Source organism: Bradyrhizobium sp. SZCCT0231, from assembly GCF_018130245.1.
In the GTDB taxonomy this organism is placed as follows: Bacteria; Pseudomonadota; Alphaproteobacteria; order Rhizobiales; family Xanthobacteraceae; genus Bradyrhizobium; species Bradyrhizobium japonicum_F.
The window spans coordinates 191,513-204,819 of the sequence record NZ_JAFCKP010000011.1; the positions used below are offsets into that span (position 1 = coordinate 191,513).

General features: G+C 64.8%; 13 protein-coding genes. 11 read left to right on the forward strand and 2 right to left on the reverse strand.

The window, feature by feature from the left end; genetic code table 11:
* Nucleotides 1-42: 42 nt before the first annotated feature.
* Together JQ566_RS23805 and JQ566_RS23810 are read right to left on the reverse strand one after the other, a co-directional pair.
* A complete protein-coding gene (locus tag JQ566_RS23805; protein WP_212376365.1) occupies nucleotides 43-1,602 on the reverse strand; it encodes a glycine betaine ABC transporter substrate-binding protein in 1,560 nt (519 codons plus the stop codon).
* Entirely contained in the window at nucleotides 1,599-2,375 is a 777-nt protein-coding gene (locus tag JQ566_RS23810) for an ATP-binding cassette domain-containing protein (protein ID WP_212376368.1), read from the reverse strand. Before JQ566_RS23810 ends, JQ566_RS23805 begins: the two co-directional genes overlap by 4 nt.
* Before the next feature lie 278 nt (nucleotides 2,376-2,653).
* Between JQ566_RS23810 and JQ566_RS23815 the strand changes: the two genes are divergently transcribed.
* The 11 genes from JQ566_RS23815 to JQ566_RS23865 all read left to right on the forward strand — a co-directional run bounded on the left by JQ566_RS23815 (nucleotide 2,654) and on the right by JQ566_RS23865 (nucleotide 12,900).
* The gene (locus JQ566_RS23815; RefSeq protein ID WP_212376371.1) at nucleotides 2,654-3,472 is read left to right on the forward strand and encodes an ABC transporter ATP-binding protein; all 819 of its coding nucleotides are present in this window, start codon (nucleotides 2,654-2,656) and stop codon (nucleotides 3,470-3,472) included.
* Nucleotides 3,472-4,260, forward strand: coding sequence for an ABC transporter permease (locus JQ566_RS23820; RefSeq protein ID WP_212376374.1), 789 nt, complete (start codon nucleotides 3,472-3,474; stop codon nucleotides 4,258-4,260). Before JQ566_RS23815 ends, JQ566_RS23820 begins: the two co-directional genes overlap by 1 nt.
* Nucleotides 4,261-4,410: 150 nt before the next feature.
* Nucleotides 4,411-5,436 carry an ABC transporter substrate-binding protein gene (locus JQ566_RS23825; RefSeq protein WP_212376377.1) on the forward strand — a complete coding sequence of 342 codons (1,026 nt, stop codon included), beginning with the start codon at nucleotides 4,411-4,413 and terminating at the stop codon, nucleotides 5,434-5,436.
* Nucleotides 5,437-5,465: 29 nt separating this feature from the next.
* Nucleotides 5,466-6,170 carry an NUDIX hydrolase gene (locus JQ566_RS23830; protein ID WP_212376380.1) on the forward strand — a complete coding sequence of 235 codons (705 nt, stop codon included), beginning with the start codon at nucleotides 5,466-5,468 and terminating at the stop codon, nucleotides 6,168-6,170.
* Nucleotides 6,171-6,263: 93 nt separating this feature from the next.
* The gene (locus JQ566_RS23835; protein ID WP_212376383.1) at nucleotides 6,264-7,586 is read left to right on the forward strand and encodes an ABC transporter substrate-binding protein; all 1,323 of its coding nucleotides are present in this window, start codon (nucleotides 6,264-6,266) and stop codon (nucleotides 7,584-7,586) included.
* A gap of 12 nt (nucleotides 7,587-7,598) precedes the next feature.
* Nucleotides 7,599-8,366, forward strand: coding sequence for an ABC transporter ATP-binding protein (locus JQ566_RS23840; protein WP_212376385.1), 768 nt, complete (start codon nucleotides 7,599-7,601; stop codon nucleotides 8,364-8,366).
* Between the two features lie 3 nt (nucleotides 8,367-8,369).
* Nucleotides 8,370-9,074 (forward strand): ABC transporter ATP-binding protein, encoded by a 705-nt coding sequence (locus JQ566_RS23845; protein ID WP_212376388.1) that lies wholly within the window; start codon nucleotides 8,370-8,372, stop codon nucleotides 9,072-9,074.
* Nucleotides 9,075-9,079: 5 nt separating this feature from the next.
* Nucleotides 9,080-9,961, forward strand: a complete 882-nt coding sequence (locus JQ566_RS23850) for a branched-chain amino acid ABC transporter permease (protein ID WP_025038007.1) — start codon at nucleotides 9,080-9,082, stop codon at nucleotides 9,959-9,961.
* On the forward strand, nucleotides 9,958-10,977 hold the full coding sequence (locus JQ566_RS23855; RefSeq protein ID WP_212376391.1) for a branched-chain amino acid ABC transporter permease: 1,020 nt from the start codon (nucleotides 9,958-9,960) through the stop codon (nucleotides 10,975-10,977). The genes JQ566_RS23850 and JQ566_RS23855 overlap by 4 nt, the downstream gene beginning before the upstream one ends.
* Nucleotides 10,937-11,866 carry a polyphosphate kinase 2 family protein gene (locus JQ566_RS23860; RefSeq protein ID WP_212376394.1) on the forward strand — a complete coding sequence of 310 codons (930 nt, stop codon included), beginning with the start codon at nucleotides 10,937-10,939 and terminating at the stop codon, nucleotides 11,864-11,866. The genes JQ566_RS23855 and JQ566_RS23860 overlap by 41 nt, the downstream gene beginning before the upstream one ends.
* On the forward strand, nucleotides 11,863-12,900 hold the full coding sequence (locus JQ566_RS23865; protein WP_212376397.1) for a patatin-like phospholipase family protein: 1,038 nt from the start codon (nucleotides 11,863-11,865) through the stop codon (nucleotides 12,898-12,900). Before JQ566_RS23860 ends, JQ566_RS23865 begins: the two co-directional genes overlap by 4 nt.
* Nucleotides 12,901-13,307 lie beyond the last annotated feature (407 nt).

Genomic DNA, 13,307 nt, shown 5'->3' on the forward strand with positions numbered 1-13,307 from the left:
CACGGCGCTTACGCGCCTTTGCCCACCCTACGAAATCTCACCTTATCGCCCGCCCACCTTCTCCCACAACCACTTCGCCACAGCATCGGGCGATGAATTCGCATCATTGCCGCTGGCGCGCAGGTTCGCCTCGCGCATGGTGGCGATGTCGATCTTGCCGAGCAGCGGCCTCAGCGCCGTCTTGAGCCGCTCGTCGCCGGCGCGTTTCGGCGCCAGCAGCAGGATCGCATCATAGGGCGGGATCGCATGGCGGGGATCGTCGAGCGCAACGAGATCGTATTTCGCGATCAGGCCGTCGCTGGTGTAGCCCGCGATGACGTCGACCTCGCCGCTGGCGACCGCCGCATACATGAAATCCGGCTGCATCTGGCGCTGGGCGCGGAACTGGAGTCCATAGGCCTTTTGCAGGGCCGCCCATTCGGGACGGGAGAAGAATTCGTAGTCGCCGGCAATCGACAGTGTCGAGGCATGTGCGCTGAGGTCGGCGATGGTGCGGATGCCTAGCGCCTCGGCGCGCCGTCTCGGCATCACCAGCGCATAGGCGTTCTCGAAACCGAGCTCGCCGAGAAGGGTGATATCGTCCTTCGCGAGCGCCGTCTTCAGCTCGGCGACCAGCTCGGCGCGCGGCCTGATGTCGGTGCGATGGAGCTGGTTGGCCCAGAGCGTGCCGGAATAGTCGACATAGAGATCGATGTCGCCCGCCTTCAGCGCCTCGAAGATCACGCTGGAGCCGAGGCCGGAGCGCGCCGTGGCCGAGAGGCCCGCCACCTGGAGGCGGTCCCTCATCAACGCTGACAGCACATATTGCTCGGCGAAGGTCTTTGCGCCGACCACATAGCCTGACGACGAGCGTCCCATGGTCGGCACCAGCGTAGCGGCGACCAGCGCCGCGATTCCGACCGCGCCGAGGCCAGCGCGCGCCCGGCTGCGCTGGCGCAGACCGCCCTCGATCTGACCGAGCAACTGGTCGACGGCGAGTGCCAGCAAGGCCGAGGCCAGGCAGCCGAACAGCACGAACACCCAGTTCTGGGTCTGGAGCCCGGCGAAGATGTAATTGCCGAGGCTGGTCTGCCCGATCGGCGTCGAGAGCGTCGCGGTGCCGATCACCCACACCGCGGCGGTGCGGATGCCCGCCATCATCACCGGCAGCGCCAGCGGCAGCTCGACCATGAGCAGCGATTGCCGTGCGGTCATGCCGACACCCTTGGCAGCCTCGATCAGCGCGGGATCGATGCCGTTGAGGCCGGTGATGCCGTTGCGCAGCACCGGCAGCATCGAATAGAGCGCCAGCGCCAGCATCGCCGGCAGGAAGCCGAACGCGGAGAAGGAAAGGCCGAACCAGGCCAGCGTGACGGAAGCAGCCAGCAGCAGCAGCGGATAGAACAGCGCAAGCAGCGCCAGCCCGGGTACGGTCTGCACGATGCTGGCGAACGCGAGCAGGATGCCGCGCGGCGCCGGACGGTTGCGCGTCAGGATCGCCAGCGGCAGGCTCACGGCAAGGCCGAGCGCAAGCGCGGCGAGGCTTACCCGCACATGGTTGCCGAGATAATCGGGCAGATGCGCCAGCGCCTCGCCCCAGCGCGGATCGGTGAAGAGGCTCATGCCGCACCGCTCTGCGGCAGCAGCGTGCTCAATCGCTCCACCTGGCGGCGCGGCGTGCGCAGCAGCTCCAGCACGTAGGCGTCGCTGCTCTTCGAGAGCTCCGCGGGTGTACCCTGCGCGAGCAGCTTCCCGCTGCGCATCACTGCGATGCGGTCGGCGAGCAGAATCGCCTCCGTCATGTCATGGGTGATCATCACCGTGGTCAGGCCGAGCTTGCGGTGCAGCGTGCGATAGTCGTCACCCAGCGCATCGCGGGTGAGGGGATCGAGCGCGCCGAAGGGCTCGTCCATCAGCACGATGCGGGGTTTTGCCGCGAGCGCCCGCGCCACGCCGACGCGCTGGCGCTGACCGCCGGAGAGCGCCTGCGGAAGCCGATCGCGATGCGCGGCGCGGTCGAGCTGCACGAGCTCGAGCAGCTCATCGACGCGCGTCGCGATCGCCGCTGCCGGTTCGCCCAGCAGTTTTGGCGTGATTCCGATATTGTCGGCGACGCTCAGATGCGGAAACAGCCCGCCGCTTTGGAAGACGTAGCCGATCCGGCGCCGCAGCGCGACCGGATCGACATCTCTCACGCCCTCGCCCTCGATCGTGATGGTGCCGCCATCGGCCTCGATCAGCCGGTTGGCGAGCCGCAGCAATGTGGTCTTGCCTGAGCCCGAGCCGCCGACGATCGCCACAAACTCGCCCTCGGCGATGTCGAGCGACACATCGTCCACAGCCCTAAGGGAGCCGAAGCTCTTGGTGACCTCTTGGTAGCTGATCGCTGAAGACATTAGCTGCGGACTCTCGCTCTTGCTTACCCTCCCCTGGAGGGGGAGGGTCGCTCGCGCGAAGCGCGGGCGGGGTGGGGTGATTTCTCAACACGGGCAGTGTTCGACGCGGAGAGACCGTCACCCCACCCCGGTCCGCATTCCGCTTCGCTTCATGCGCACCGACCCTCCCCCTCCAGGGGAGGGTGAAGGAAGTGTCCCCATGCGTAGCACGCTTGGCGGCTTGATTGAACTTGGCCGCGCGAGCGGCTAAGGCATCGGCCTGAGTTCGGAGGAAGCACATGACGACGCCCACGGCAGTGGCGCTGGAAGATGCCAAGGTCGCGTTCCGGCTGGGGGACGGCCGGGTCTATACGGCGGTGGAGAAGGCGCATCTTGCGGTCGCGCAGGGCGAGTTCGTCGCCATCGTCGGCCCGACCGGCTGTGGGAAATCGACGCTGCTCAATGTCGCGGCCGGCCTGCTGAAGCCGGCGGCGGGCGGCGTCAGGATATTCGACCGGCCGCTCGCGGGGCTGAACCGGGATGCCGGCTATCTGTTCCAGGCCGACGCGCTGTTCCCCTGGAAGACCGCGCTCGACAACGTCGCGATCGGACTCGAGATCAAAGGCACGCCGCGCACCGAAGCGCTGCCGCAGGCGCAGAAATGGCTGACCTCCGTCGGCCTCGGCGCCTTCGCGGGCCGCTACCCGCACATGCTCTCCGGCGGCCAGCGCAAGCGCGTGGCGCTGGCGCAGGTATTGATCCGCGATCCCAAGATCCTCTTGATGGACGAGCCATTCGGGCCGCTCGATGCACAAACGCGCCAGGTCATGGGCAACCTCCTGCTCGACTTGTGGAACGCCGACCGCAAAGCGGTGCTGTTCGTGACACATGATCTGGAAGAGGCGATCGCGCTCGCGGACCGCGTGGTGATCATGTCCGCGGGACCGTCCTCGCGCATCATCGGCGACTGGCGCGTCAGCTTGCCGCGCCCGCGCGACATCTTCGAGGTGCGCCTCGACAAGGAGTTCCATGCGCTCCATCGCGAGATCTGGAGCGTGCTCAAGGATGAGGTGATGAAGGGATACGCGCAGTCCACCCACGCGGCGGAGGCGGTCTGATGTCGCGCCCGACGCTGTTTGCGCTGCAAGTCCTGGTCGCGGTCGTCTGCATCGTGCTGTGGCAAGTGCTGTCGACCGTCCCCGTGTTCGGCAAGATCCTGCTGCCGCCATTCTTCTTCTCCAACCCGTTCGACGTGTTCAGCCAGATCGTGAAGTGGTTCGCCTCCGGCGTGATCTGGAAGCATCTCGGCATCACGCTGGCCGAATCGATCCTGGCCTTCGTGATCGGATCGCTCGGCGGCGTGCTGGTCGGCTTCTGGTTCGCGCGCCAGCCGCTGGTCGCCGCCGTGTTCGATCCTTACGTGAAAATGGTCAACGCGCTGCCGCGCGTGGTGCTGGCACCGATCTTCGCGCTGTGGCTCGGGCTTGGCATCTGGTCCAAGGTTGCGCTCGGCGTGACGCTGGTGTTCTTCATCGTGTTCTTCAACGTCTATCAGGGTGTGAAGGAGGTCAGCCGCACCGTGCTCGACAACGGCCGCATGCTCGGCATGAGCGAGCGGCAGTTGATGCAGCACGTCTATTGGCCATCGGCGCTGTCCTGGATGTTCTCCTCGCTGCACACGTCGGTCGGCTTCGCGGTGGTCGGCGCGGTGGTCGGCGAATATCTGGGATCGGCGGCGGGGCTCGGTTATCTCATCCAGCAGGCCGAAGGCGTGTTCGACGTTGCCGGCGTGTTCGCCGGCATGTTCGTGCTGTCGGCCTTCGTCATCCTGATCGACTATGGCGTGACGCTGGTCGAGCGGCGCTTGTTGGTGTGGCGGCCGACCGCGTCGGACGGGCGTGGTTAGGAAGCAAGTCGATTTGATTGCGTCGATGCGATCCGAGGTGCCTCTGGGCATGTTTATTGTGCCGAAAGGCCGATGGCCAGCCCACCCAGGCGGTGCTTCTCAAGCCAGTCCTGCTGCTCTATGGTGCCGCCGGCCGAACGGAGGAAACCAATGAAGAACACGATTGCCAGGCTCGCCGGCGCGCTGCTCGCGCTGATGCTCACCACCTCGCTTGCCGCGGCGCAAAGCAAGGTCACCATCGCGGTCGGCGGCGGCTCCTGCCTGTGCTATCTGCCAACGGTGCTGGCCAAGCAGCTCGGCGAATACGAGAAGGCCGGCCTCAATGTCGAGCTGGTCGACCTCAAGGGCGGCTCGGACGCGCTCAAGGCCGTGCTCGGCGGCAGTGCCGACGTCGTCTCCGGCTATTTCGACCATTGCGTCAATCTTGCGGCCAAGAAGCAGGAGCTGCAGTCCTTCGTGGTCTATGACCGCTATCCCGGCCTCGTGCTGGTGGTCGCGCCCTCGCGCACCAATGACATCAAGTCGGTCAAGGACCTTGCCGGCAAGAAGGTCGGCGTCAGTGCGCCCGGCTCCTCCACCGACTTCTTCCTCAAATATATGCTCAAGAAGAACGGGCTCGATCCCACCAGCGCCGCCGTGATCGGCGTTGGCCTTGGCGCTACCGCCGTGGCCGCGATGGAGCAGGGGCAGATCGACGCGGCCGTGATGCTCGATCCTTCGGTGACCGTGCTCCAGGGCAGCCACAAGGATCTGCGCATCCTCAGCGATACCCGTACCCAGAAGGATACGCTCGAGACATTTGGCGGCGAATATCCGGGCGGAGCGCTGTATTCGACGGCGGCCTGGGTCAATGGCCACGAGAAGGAAACGCAGGCGCTCACCAATGCGATCCTCGCCACGCTCGCCTGGATCCATTCGCATTCGCCCGAGGAGATCATGGCCAAGATGCCGGAGGGGACGGTCGGCAAGAACAAGGATCTCTATCTCGCCGCACTGAAGAACACGATTCCGATGTATTCCGAGACCGGCAAGATGGACCCGAAGGGCGCCGACGCCGTGCTCGCCGTGTTCAGCGTCGGTTCGCCCGAGGTGGCGAACGCCAAGATCGACGTCAGCAAGACCTTCACCAACAAATTCGTCGACCAGGCCAAGAAGACGACGGGGAATGCCAAATAGCTGACGCGAAGGCATAGTAATCAGGCGTCATGACGTCACCGGTCATTCATCGCGTCACGACGCTTGATCTTGCCGTGCGGCCGATCCCGTGGCCGTTCGCCGAGGAGCGCCGCGCCGAGATCGCGGCGCATTTCGCCGAGAAGCAGCGCGAGCTGCCGAAGATCTGGAACGGCCCCGTCCTGCTCGGGCGCGATGCCGTGTTCGCGGGCGGCCATCTCGCCGCGACCTATTTCGAGACCGATTTCGCCAGCTTCCTCGCCTGGCGCGACTGGGGCTTTCCTGATCCGGCCGTGTTCAACGGCTTCGGCATGGGCGCGCTGCGCACCTCCGACGGCGCCTTCGTGATGGGCGAGATGGCGCAGCACACCGCCAATGCGGGCCGCATCTATTTCCCTTCGGGCACGCCCGACCTCGACGACGTCAGAGATGGTACCCTCGACGTTCCCGGCAGCGTCGTCCGCGAGATCGCGGAAGAGACCGGGCTGACCGCCGAGGACTACGCGGCGGAGTCGGACTGGCATTGCGTCGTCTCCGGCCGCGCGATCGCGATGATTCAGGTCCTCAATCTGGACATGCCGGGCGATGAAGCCCGCGTCCGGATCGAAGCCAATCTCGCGCGCGAGGCCGAGCCCGAATTGTCGGCCATTCATCTCGTGCGCGGGATGAGCGATCTTACGCCGACCATGCCGCGATTTGTCACGGCCTTTATTGCGCAGCAGTTCGCCTCGCGCTGAGCGCGAGGCTTGACATCGCCGCGCGCAGCCCATGTGATGGGCAAAAAAGCAAAGCAACAAGAATGCAATGCACAATCGTCCAGGGAGGTTTAGATGCGCCTGCGCATGGCTGCCCGCTTGGTACGTGGGCTGTTGGTCGCGATATCAGCGACGGGCTTGACGGCTGCGGCCGAGGCCCAAGACAAGGCTCAAGAGAAGAAGCTCAAGATCGGGGTCATCTATGATCTGACGGGCCCGCTCGCCGGCGGCGGTTCGGAGCTGCAATATACCGGCGCAAGGATCATGCTGGATCAGTACAGCGCGAAAGGCGTCGAAGGCTACAAGATCGAGGCGATCTATGCCGATGCTCAGAGCAAGCCGGATGTCGCCATCAATGAAGCGATCCGTTTGATCGAGCAGGAAAAGGTCGACATGCTGCTCGGCTTCTTCTCCTCGGCGCAATGCGTGCCGGTGGCAGCGCGCGTCGAGCAGCTGAAGAAGTTCATGTGGATCACGACCTGCATTTCGTCCGCGGTGCTGGAGAACAAGAACTACAAATACGTCTTCCGGCCGCAGGCCTCCGGCGACCAGTTCGGCATGATGACGATGGATTTCATCGCGCAGAATGCCAAGGAGAAGCTCGGCAAGGACCCGAAGGACCTGCGGGTCGCCATCATCCACGAGGACGGCGCCTACGGCGTCGACGTTGCCAAAGGCAATGAGGCCGGCGCCAAGAAGGCCGGTTTCAACATCGTGCTCAGAGAGGGCTATTCGGCGACGGCCCCGGATTTGTCTGCGCTGGTCACCAAGCTGAAGCGGGCCAAGCCGGATGTGGTCTTCCACACCGGCTACAATCCCGACATCACCCTGTTGCTCCGGCAAGCCCGCGAGCAGGGGCTGAAGTTCGGCGCACTGGTAGGACATGGCGCCGGCTACGGGGTCTATGAGAAGCTCAAGGAAGGCCTGGGCGCCGATGCCAACTACGTCTTCAACACCGATCCGATCTCGATCTGGCTCGCCAACCAGAAGAGCATGGATCCGAAGCTGCCGCCGGTCATCAAGGCGGTTGGCGAGGAGTTCGACAAGCGCAAGCCGGGCGTCGCCATCCGTTCGGCCCATGTCGGCATGGCTGCGTCCAACACCTACTTGTTCCTGACCGACGTGCTGCCGCGAGCAATCAAGAAATATGGCGGCGTAGATCCCGACTCCCTGCGCAAGGCGGCACTGGACACCGACATACCCGAAGGCGGCACCATGCTCGGCTTCGGCGTCAAATTCCACGGTGAGGGCTTGCCAATGGCCGGCCAGAACGAGCGCTCGTTCCCCGTCGTGATCCAGTACGTCGACGACAAGTCCTATGTGGTGTGGCCCAAGAGTCAGGCGCAGCGCGAGGCTGTGCTGCCGCTGCCCAAGGGCACCACCTACAGCAACCAGTAGCGGAGTCCTCCGGTGTTGGAAGTCAGCGGACTGGTGAAGCGGTTTGGCGGCTTCACCGCCGTGAACAACGTGTCGTTCCGGGTCGACCAGGGCGAGATCCTCGGCCTGATCGGCCCCAACGGCTCGGGCAAGAGCACGATCTTCAACATGCTCTCCGGCACGCTGGCGCCGACCTCCGGATCGATCCTGTTCGCCGGGCACGAGATCGCAGGCCTTGCGCCGCACCGGATCATCAACCGCGGCATCGGCCGCACCTTCCAGATTCCGCGTCCCTTCCGTCGCCTGACCATCTTCGAGAACGTCGCGCTCGCCGGCTTCTACGGCCAGGGCCGCCACAGCCGCGCCAAGGCCGAGGAGGCGGCCGAGCGCTCGCTGGCGATGGTCGGGCTGCCGACCGACCGCCATGCCAGCGTCGATGGGCTCGGCGCAGCGGGGCTGAAGAAGCTGGAGCTTGCGAAAGCGCTCGCCACCGCGCCGAAGCTGCTGCTCGCCGACGAGAGCCTCGGCGGTCTCGACGAGGCCGAGATGGACCAGGCCGCGGACATGCTGCGCAACATCCGCGACGAGCTCGGCATCACCATCATCTGGGTCGAGCACATCATGGGCGTGTTGATGCGCGTCGTCGATCGCGTCATGGTGCTCGATCACGGCGAGAAGATCTCGGAAGGCCTGCCGAGCGCGGTCGCGGGCGATCCGCGCGTCATCGAGGTCTATCTCGGCACCGATGCCGAGACCACGCAGGCCGCGGCCGCCGAAGCGCGCCGCCGGGCGGGAGGCTAGGCGATGCTGGAGCTTCGCGGCGTCAATGCCGGCTATGGCACCTTCCAGGCACTGTTCGACGTCAATCTCGACGTGAGGGCCGGCGAAGCCGTCGGCGTCATCGGTCCCAACGGCGCCGGCAAGACCACCTTGATGCGCGTCATCTCCGGCCTGATCCGTCCCTCGCGCGGATCGATCAAGATGGAGGGCGTCGATGTCGTCGCGACCCCGCCGCACAAGATCGTCAGCCTCGGCATTGCGCATGTGCCGGAGAACCGGCGGCTGTTCCCGCAGCTCACGGTGGACGACAATCTCAAGATGGGTGCCTTCATGAAGGAGGCCCGCGGGCATTATGCCGAGCGGCTCGACGTCGTGTTCGACCTGTTTCCGCGCCTGAAGGAGCGGCGGCACCAGATGGCCGGCACCATGTCCGGCGGCGAGCAGCAGATGTGCGCCATCGGCCGCGCGCTGATGTCCAATCCGAAACTGTTGCTGCTCGACGAACCCTCGGCGGGGCTGGCGCCCGTGGTCGTGCAGCAGGTGTTCGAGCTGGTGAAACGGATCCGCGCCAGCGGGCTGACGGTGCTGATCGTCGAGCAGAACGTGCAGCAGGTGCTGAAGGTGGTCGACCGCGCCTATCTGATCGAGGCGGGCACGATCCGCGCGTCCGGCACCTCGGCCGAGATGCTGGCGAGCGACACGGTCAAGGAAGCTTATCTCGGGGTGTGATGGGCATGCAGGCGTTGCTGGACGTTTTCGACATCTACCTGCTGGAGGCCGTGATCAACGGCATCCTGCTCGGCGGCGTGCTGGCGCTGCTGGCGCTCGGGCTCAACCTGATCTTCGGCGTCATCGACGTGACCTGGATCTGCTACGCCGAACTCGTGATGATCGGCATGTACGGCATGTATTTCATGGTGCAGTATTACGGCATCAGCTATTTCGTTGCCGCCCCGCTCACCATCCTGCTCGTCGCCGTGCTTGGCGCGGCGCTGCACTACCTCGTGATCGCGCCGCTGCTCACGGCGCCGCCGATCAACCAGCTGCTCGCGACCGGCGGGGTGCTGTTCGTGCTGCAGAGCTTTGCCACGGTCGCCTTCGGCATCGACTTCCGCAATCTCGGCATCCGCCTGCCGGTGCTCGCCTTCGGCGACATGAATTTCAGCTATGCGCGACTGCTCTCGTTCGTCGCCGCGCTGGTCGGCATGGTCGCGGTCTATCTGTTCATGACGCGCACCTTCACCGGCACCGCGATCCGCGCCATCTCGCAGGACCGGCAGATCATGGCGCTGATGGGGGTCGATACCAAGCGGATCTACCTCATCACCTCCGCGCTCGGCGGCGCACTCGCCGGCCTCGCGGCCTGCCTGCTGGTGCTGCAATACGACGTGCATCCCTTCGTCGGCCTCTCCTTCGGGCCGATCACCTTCCTGATCTGCGTGCTCGGGGGTCTCGGCAATTTCATCGGCGGCTTCATCGCGGCCTTCGTGTTCGCGGAGATCATCTCGCTCGGTGGCCTGTTCTCCGACCTCGAATGGGGCTATGTGCTCGCCTTCGCCTTCTTCATCGTCATGATGTTCATCCGGCCCGCGGGCCTGCTCGCGAGGCGGCGATGATGGGGCGGGGACGGCTTGCGGCATGGGGGCTGGGGTTGGCGGCGCTGGTTGCGCTGCCCTTCGTCTATCGCGATCCCTATCACCTGCACATTTTGGTGCTGATCCTGATCTGGTCGTTCGCCTACACCTCCTGGTCGATGATGGGGCGGTTTGGCCTCGTCTCGCTCGGGCATGGCGGCTTCATGGGCATTGGTGCCTACGTCACCGCGCTGTTGTGGAATCACCTGGGACTGTCGCCCTGGATCGGCATTCCCATCAGCATGGCGGCGGCCGGCGCGCTGGCGCTGATCGTCGGCTATCCCTGCTTCCGCTTCCGCATCACCGGGCACTATTTCGTGCTGGTGACGCTGGCGCTGTCGGGCATCGTGCTCCAGGTCATCACCGCGACACGTGACTATACCGGTGGCTCGCTCGGCTACACGCCGAACCGGACCTCGGGCAACAAGCTGCTGGCGCTGCAATTCGATGACAAGACGACCTGGTACCTGATCGCGCTCGGAGTCTGGCTGTTCGGCATCGTGGTCTGGCACTGGGTCGACCGCAGCATGGCCCGCTATGCGCTGGAGGCGATCTCGGAGGACGAGGACGCCGCGGCCGCGGCCGGTGTCGACGTCACCGCCGAGAAGCTGAAGATCACGCTGCTCAGCGCGCTGATGACGGCGCTGGCCGGTGCGATCTATTGCCAGTACCAGATGTTCATCACGCCGGACACCGTCAGCGGCATCGCGGTGTCGCTGCAGATGGTGTTCGCTGCCATCGTCGGCGGCCTGTTCGTCTCGCTCGGCCCGACTGTCGGCGCGATCATCACCATTCTGCTGGCCGAGACGCTGCGCATCGGCTTCGGCACCCAGGCGGTCGGCTGGGACAACCTCGTCTACGGCGTGCTGCTCGTGCTTTTCATCATATTCCTTCCCAAGGGCATCCTTGGTAGCTTGCTCGACCGATTGAAGCCGCAACGCAAGGTGCCCCGCGCTCATGAACAAGAAGCCGTCCAAGTCGCTCGCCCAGGAGCTTGACCGCTACATCACGCCATTCCGCTACGATGGCTCGGGCAAGTTTCATCTCGAGGACCATAAGACCGACGAGAAGGGCGACCTCGACAAGGAGAGAGCGCTGGCGATTCTCGACGCCAACAAGAAGCGGCTGATCGAGTATCAGGAGAAGCTTTACGCGCAGGACCGCTGGTCGCTCCTGATCGTGTTCCAGGCCATGGACGCCGCCGGCAAGGACAGTGCGATCAAGGCGATCTTCGAGGGCATCAATCCGCAGGGCTGCGAAGTCACGGCCTTCAAGGCGCCGAGTAGCAAGGAGCTCGACCACGACTTTCTCTGGCGCCACGTGATCGCACTGCCCGAGCGCGGGCGTATCGGCATCTTCAACCGCTCGCACTACGAGGAATGCCTGGTGACGCGTGTGCACCCGGAGATTCTCGCCAAGGAGAAGCTGCCGCCAAAGCTCGTGACCAAGAACATCTGGAAGGAGCGGTTCGAGGACATATCCGCCTTCGAGCGCTATCTCTGCCGCAACGGCACCGTGGTGCTGAAGTTCTTCCTGAACGTGTCCAAGGAAGAGCAGCGCGAGCGCTTTCTCGAGCGGCTGGAGGATCCGGCCAAGCAGTGGAAGTTCTCCATGGACGACATCAAGGAGCGCGCGCTGTGGCCGCGCTACCAGGCGGTCTACCAGGACATCGTCCGCCACACCGCGACCTCCCATGCGCCCTGGTACGTCGTGCCCGCCGATCACAAATGGTTCGCCCGCGTCGTGATCGGCTCGGTGATCAATGCAGCGCTCGAAAAGCTCGACCTGCGCTTCCCCCGCGCCGACAAGGCCTCGCTGGAGGAGTTCGAGCAAGTGCGCAAGGCGCTGGAGAAGGAGGGGACGGGAGGCAAGAAGCAAGCAACGTGACAGCCAACCCGATCTCCGACCGCAAGACCGTCAACTTCGCGCTCCAGGGCGGCGGCGCGCACGGCGCCTTCGTCTGGGGCGTGCTCGACCAGGTGCTCGAAGACGGCAGGCTCGCGATCGAGGCGGTCAGCGCCACCAGTGCCGGCGCCATGAATGCGGTGGCGATGGCCTCCGGCATGGCGCATGGAGGCGCGGAGGCCGCGCGGGAAAGCCTGTACGCATTCTGGTACGAAGTGTCGCGCATGGACGTGGCGTACGATCTGATGTCGCCGCTGAACCAGTGGATCCAGGCCATGAGGCTGCCGCCGGAATATCATCCGGTCCACGCCATCATCCACACGCTGACGCACACGCTGCCGCCTGGCCTGCTCAATCCCTTTCATTTCAATCCGCTCCGCGCGCTGCTGCAGCGCGTGGTCGATTTCGACCGGCTCAACTCCTCGCCCGAGGCGCCGCAGCTGTTTCTCAACGCCACCAACGTCCGCACCGGCAAGATCAAGGTGTTCCAGAGCCCGCGTCTCACGGCGGATACCGTGCTCGCCTCGGCCTGCCTGCCGCCCTATTTCCAGGCCGTCGAGATCGACGGCGAGCACTATTGGGATGGCGGCTATCTCGGCAATCCCGCGATCTATCCGCTGATCTACCGCAAGGGCAGTCACGACGTCATCATCGTGCAGGTCACGGCGATCCGGCGCAACGAGCTGCCGACCAGTGCAGCCGATGTCCTCCACCGCATCAACGAGATCAGCTTCAATTCGTCATTGATGCGCGAGATGCGCGCGATCGCCTTCGCCACCCGGCTGATCGACGACGGCGAACTCGACAGCGACCGGCATAGCCGCATGTACATGCATTGGATCGGCAACGACGATTTGATGTCGCAGCTCGGCACGGCCACGCAGTTTCACCCCGAATGGAGCCTGTTGTGCCGCCTGCGCGATGAGGGCCGCGAGGCGGCGCGAAGCTGGCTGGCGCGAAACTTCGACCAGATCGGAAAGTCCTCGACGGTCGACCTGGCGCACATGTTTCTCTAGGCGGCTGAGCCGTCCATGGACAAGAAACGCGAAAACAACCCCATGCACAGTAGCCGAGCCTAGCGGAATCAATGGCTTGCAGGTCCGTCATTGTCGATGCGGATTTTACGAAGCCCGTTTGACTCGTCGGGCAAAACAGGGGCATGATGTCACCATGCCGCGGAGCGGGTCGGGTGGGTAAAGCGACCGGTCCGCCGTAGCTCGTAGCCGCGATGTCTGATCTCGTAGGGTGGGCAAAGGCGCCCTTGCGCCGTGCCCACCATCTCTCCACGATCGCGGCTGGCATGGTGGGCACGCGACGAGCCGCGCCTTGCGCGTCTCGTTGCTTTGCCCACCCTGTACCCTTGTGGGGGTCGTGGCGGCCTTTGGATGTAGACTGGCCGTCCGGGCCGATCCGCCGGGAGCAG

Bases quoted from the DNA above. Each gene is read 5' to 3' on its own strand.
- JQ566_RS23805 (WP_212376365.1), bottom strand. From the start codon at position 1,602: ATGAGCCTCTTCACCGATCCGCGCTGGGGCGAGGCGCTGGCGCATCTG.
- JQ566_RS23810 (WP_212376368.1), bottom strand. From the start codon at position 2,375: ATGTCTTCAGCGATCAGCTACCAAGAGGTCACCAAGAGCTTCGGCTCC.
- JQ566_RS23815 (WP_212376371.1), top strand. From the start codon at position 2,654: ATGACGACGCCCACGGCAGTGGCGCTGGAAGATGCCAAGGTCGCGTTC.
- JQ566_RS23820 (WP_212376374.1), top strand. From the start codon at position 3,472: ATGTCGCGCCCGACGCTGTTTGCGCTGCAAGTCCTGGTCGCGGTCGTC.
- JQ566_RS23825 (WP_212376377.1), top strand. From the start codon at position 4,411: ATGAAGAACACGATTGCCAGGCTCGCCGGCGCGCTGCTCGCGCTGATG.
- JQ566_RS23830 (WP_212376380.1), top strand. From the start codon at position 5,466: ATGACGTCACCGGTCATTCATCGCGTCACGACGCTTGATCTTGCCGTG.
- JQ566_RS23835 (WP_212376383.1), top strand. From the start codon at position 6,264: ATGCGCCTGCGCATGGCTGCCCGCTTGGTACGTGGGCTGTTGGTCGCG.
- JQ566_RS23845 (WP_212376388.1), top strand. From the start codon at position 8,370: ATGCTGGAGCTTCGCGGCGTCAATGCCGGCTATGGCACCTTCCAGGCA.
- JQ566_RS23850 (WP_025038007.1), top strand. From the start codon at position 9,080: ATGCAGGCGTTGCTGGACGTTTTCGACATCTACCTGCTGGAGGCCGTG.
- JQ566_RS23855 (WP_212376391.1), top strand. From the start codon at position 9,958: ATGATGGGGCGGGGACGGCTTGCGGCATGGGGGCTGGGGTTGGCGGCG.
- JQ566_RS23860 (WP_212376394.1), top strand. From the start codon at position 10,937: ATGAACAAGAAGCCGTCCAAGTCGCTCGCCCAGGAGCTTGACCGCTAC.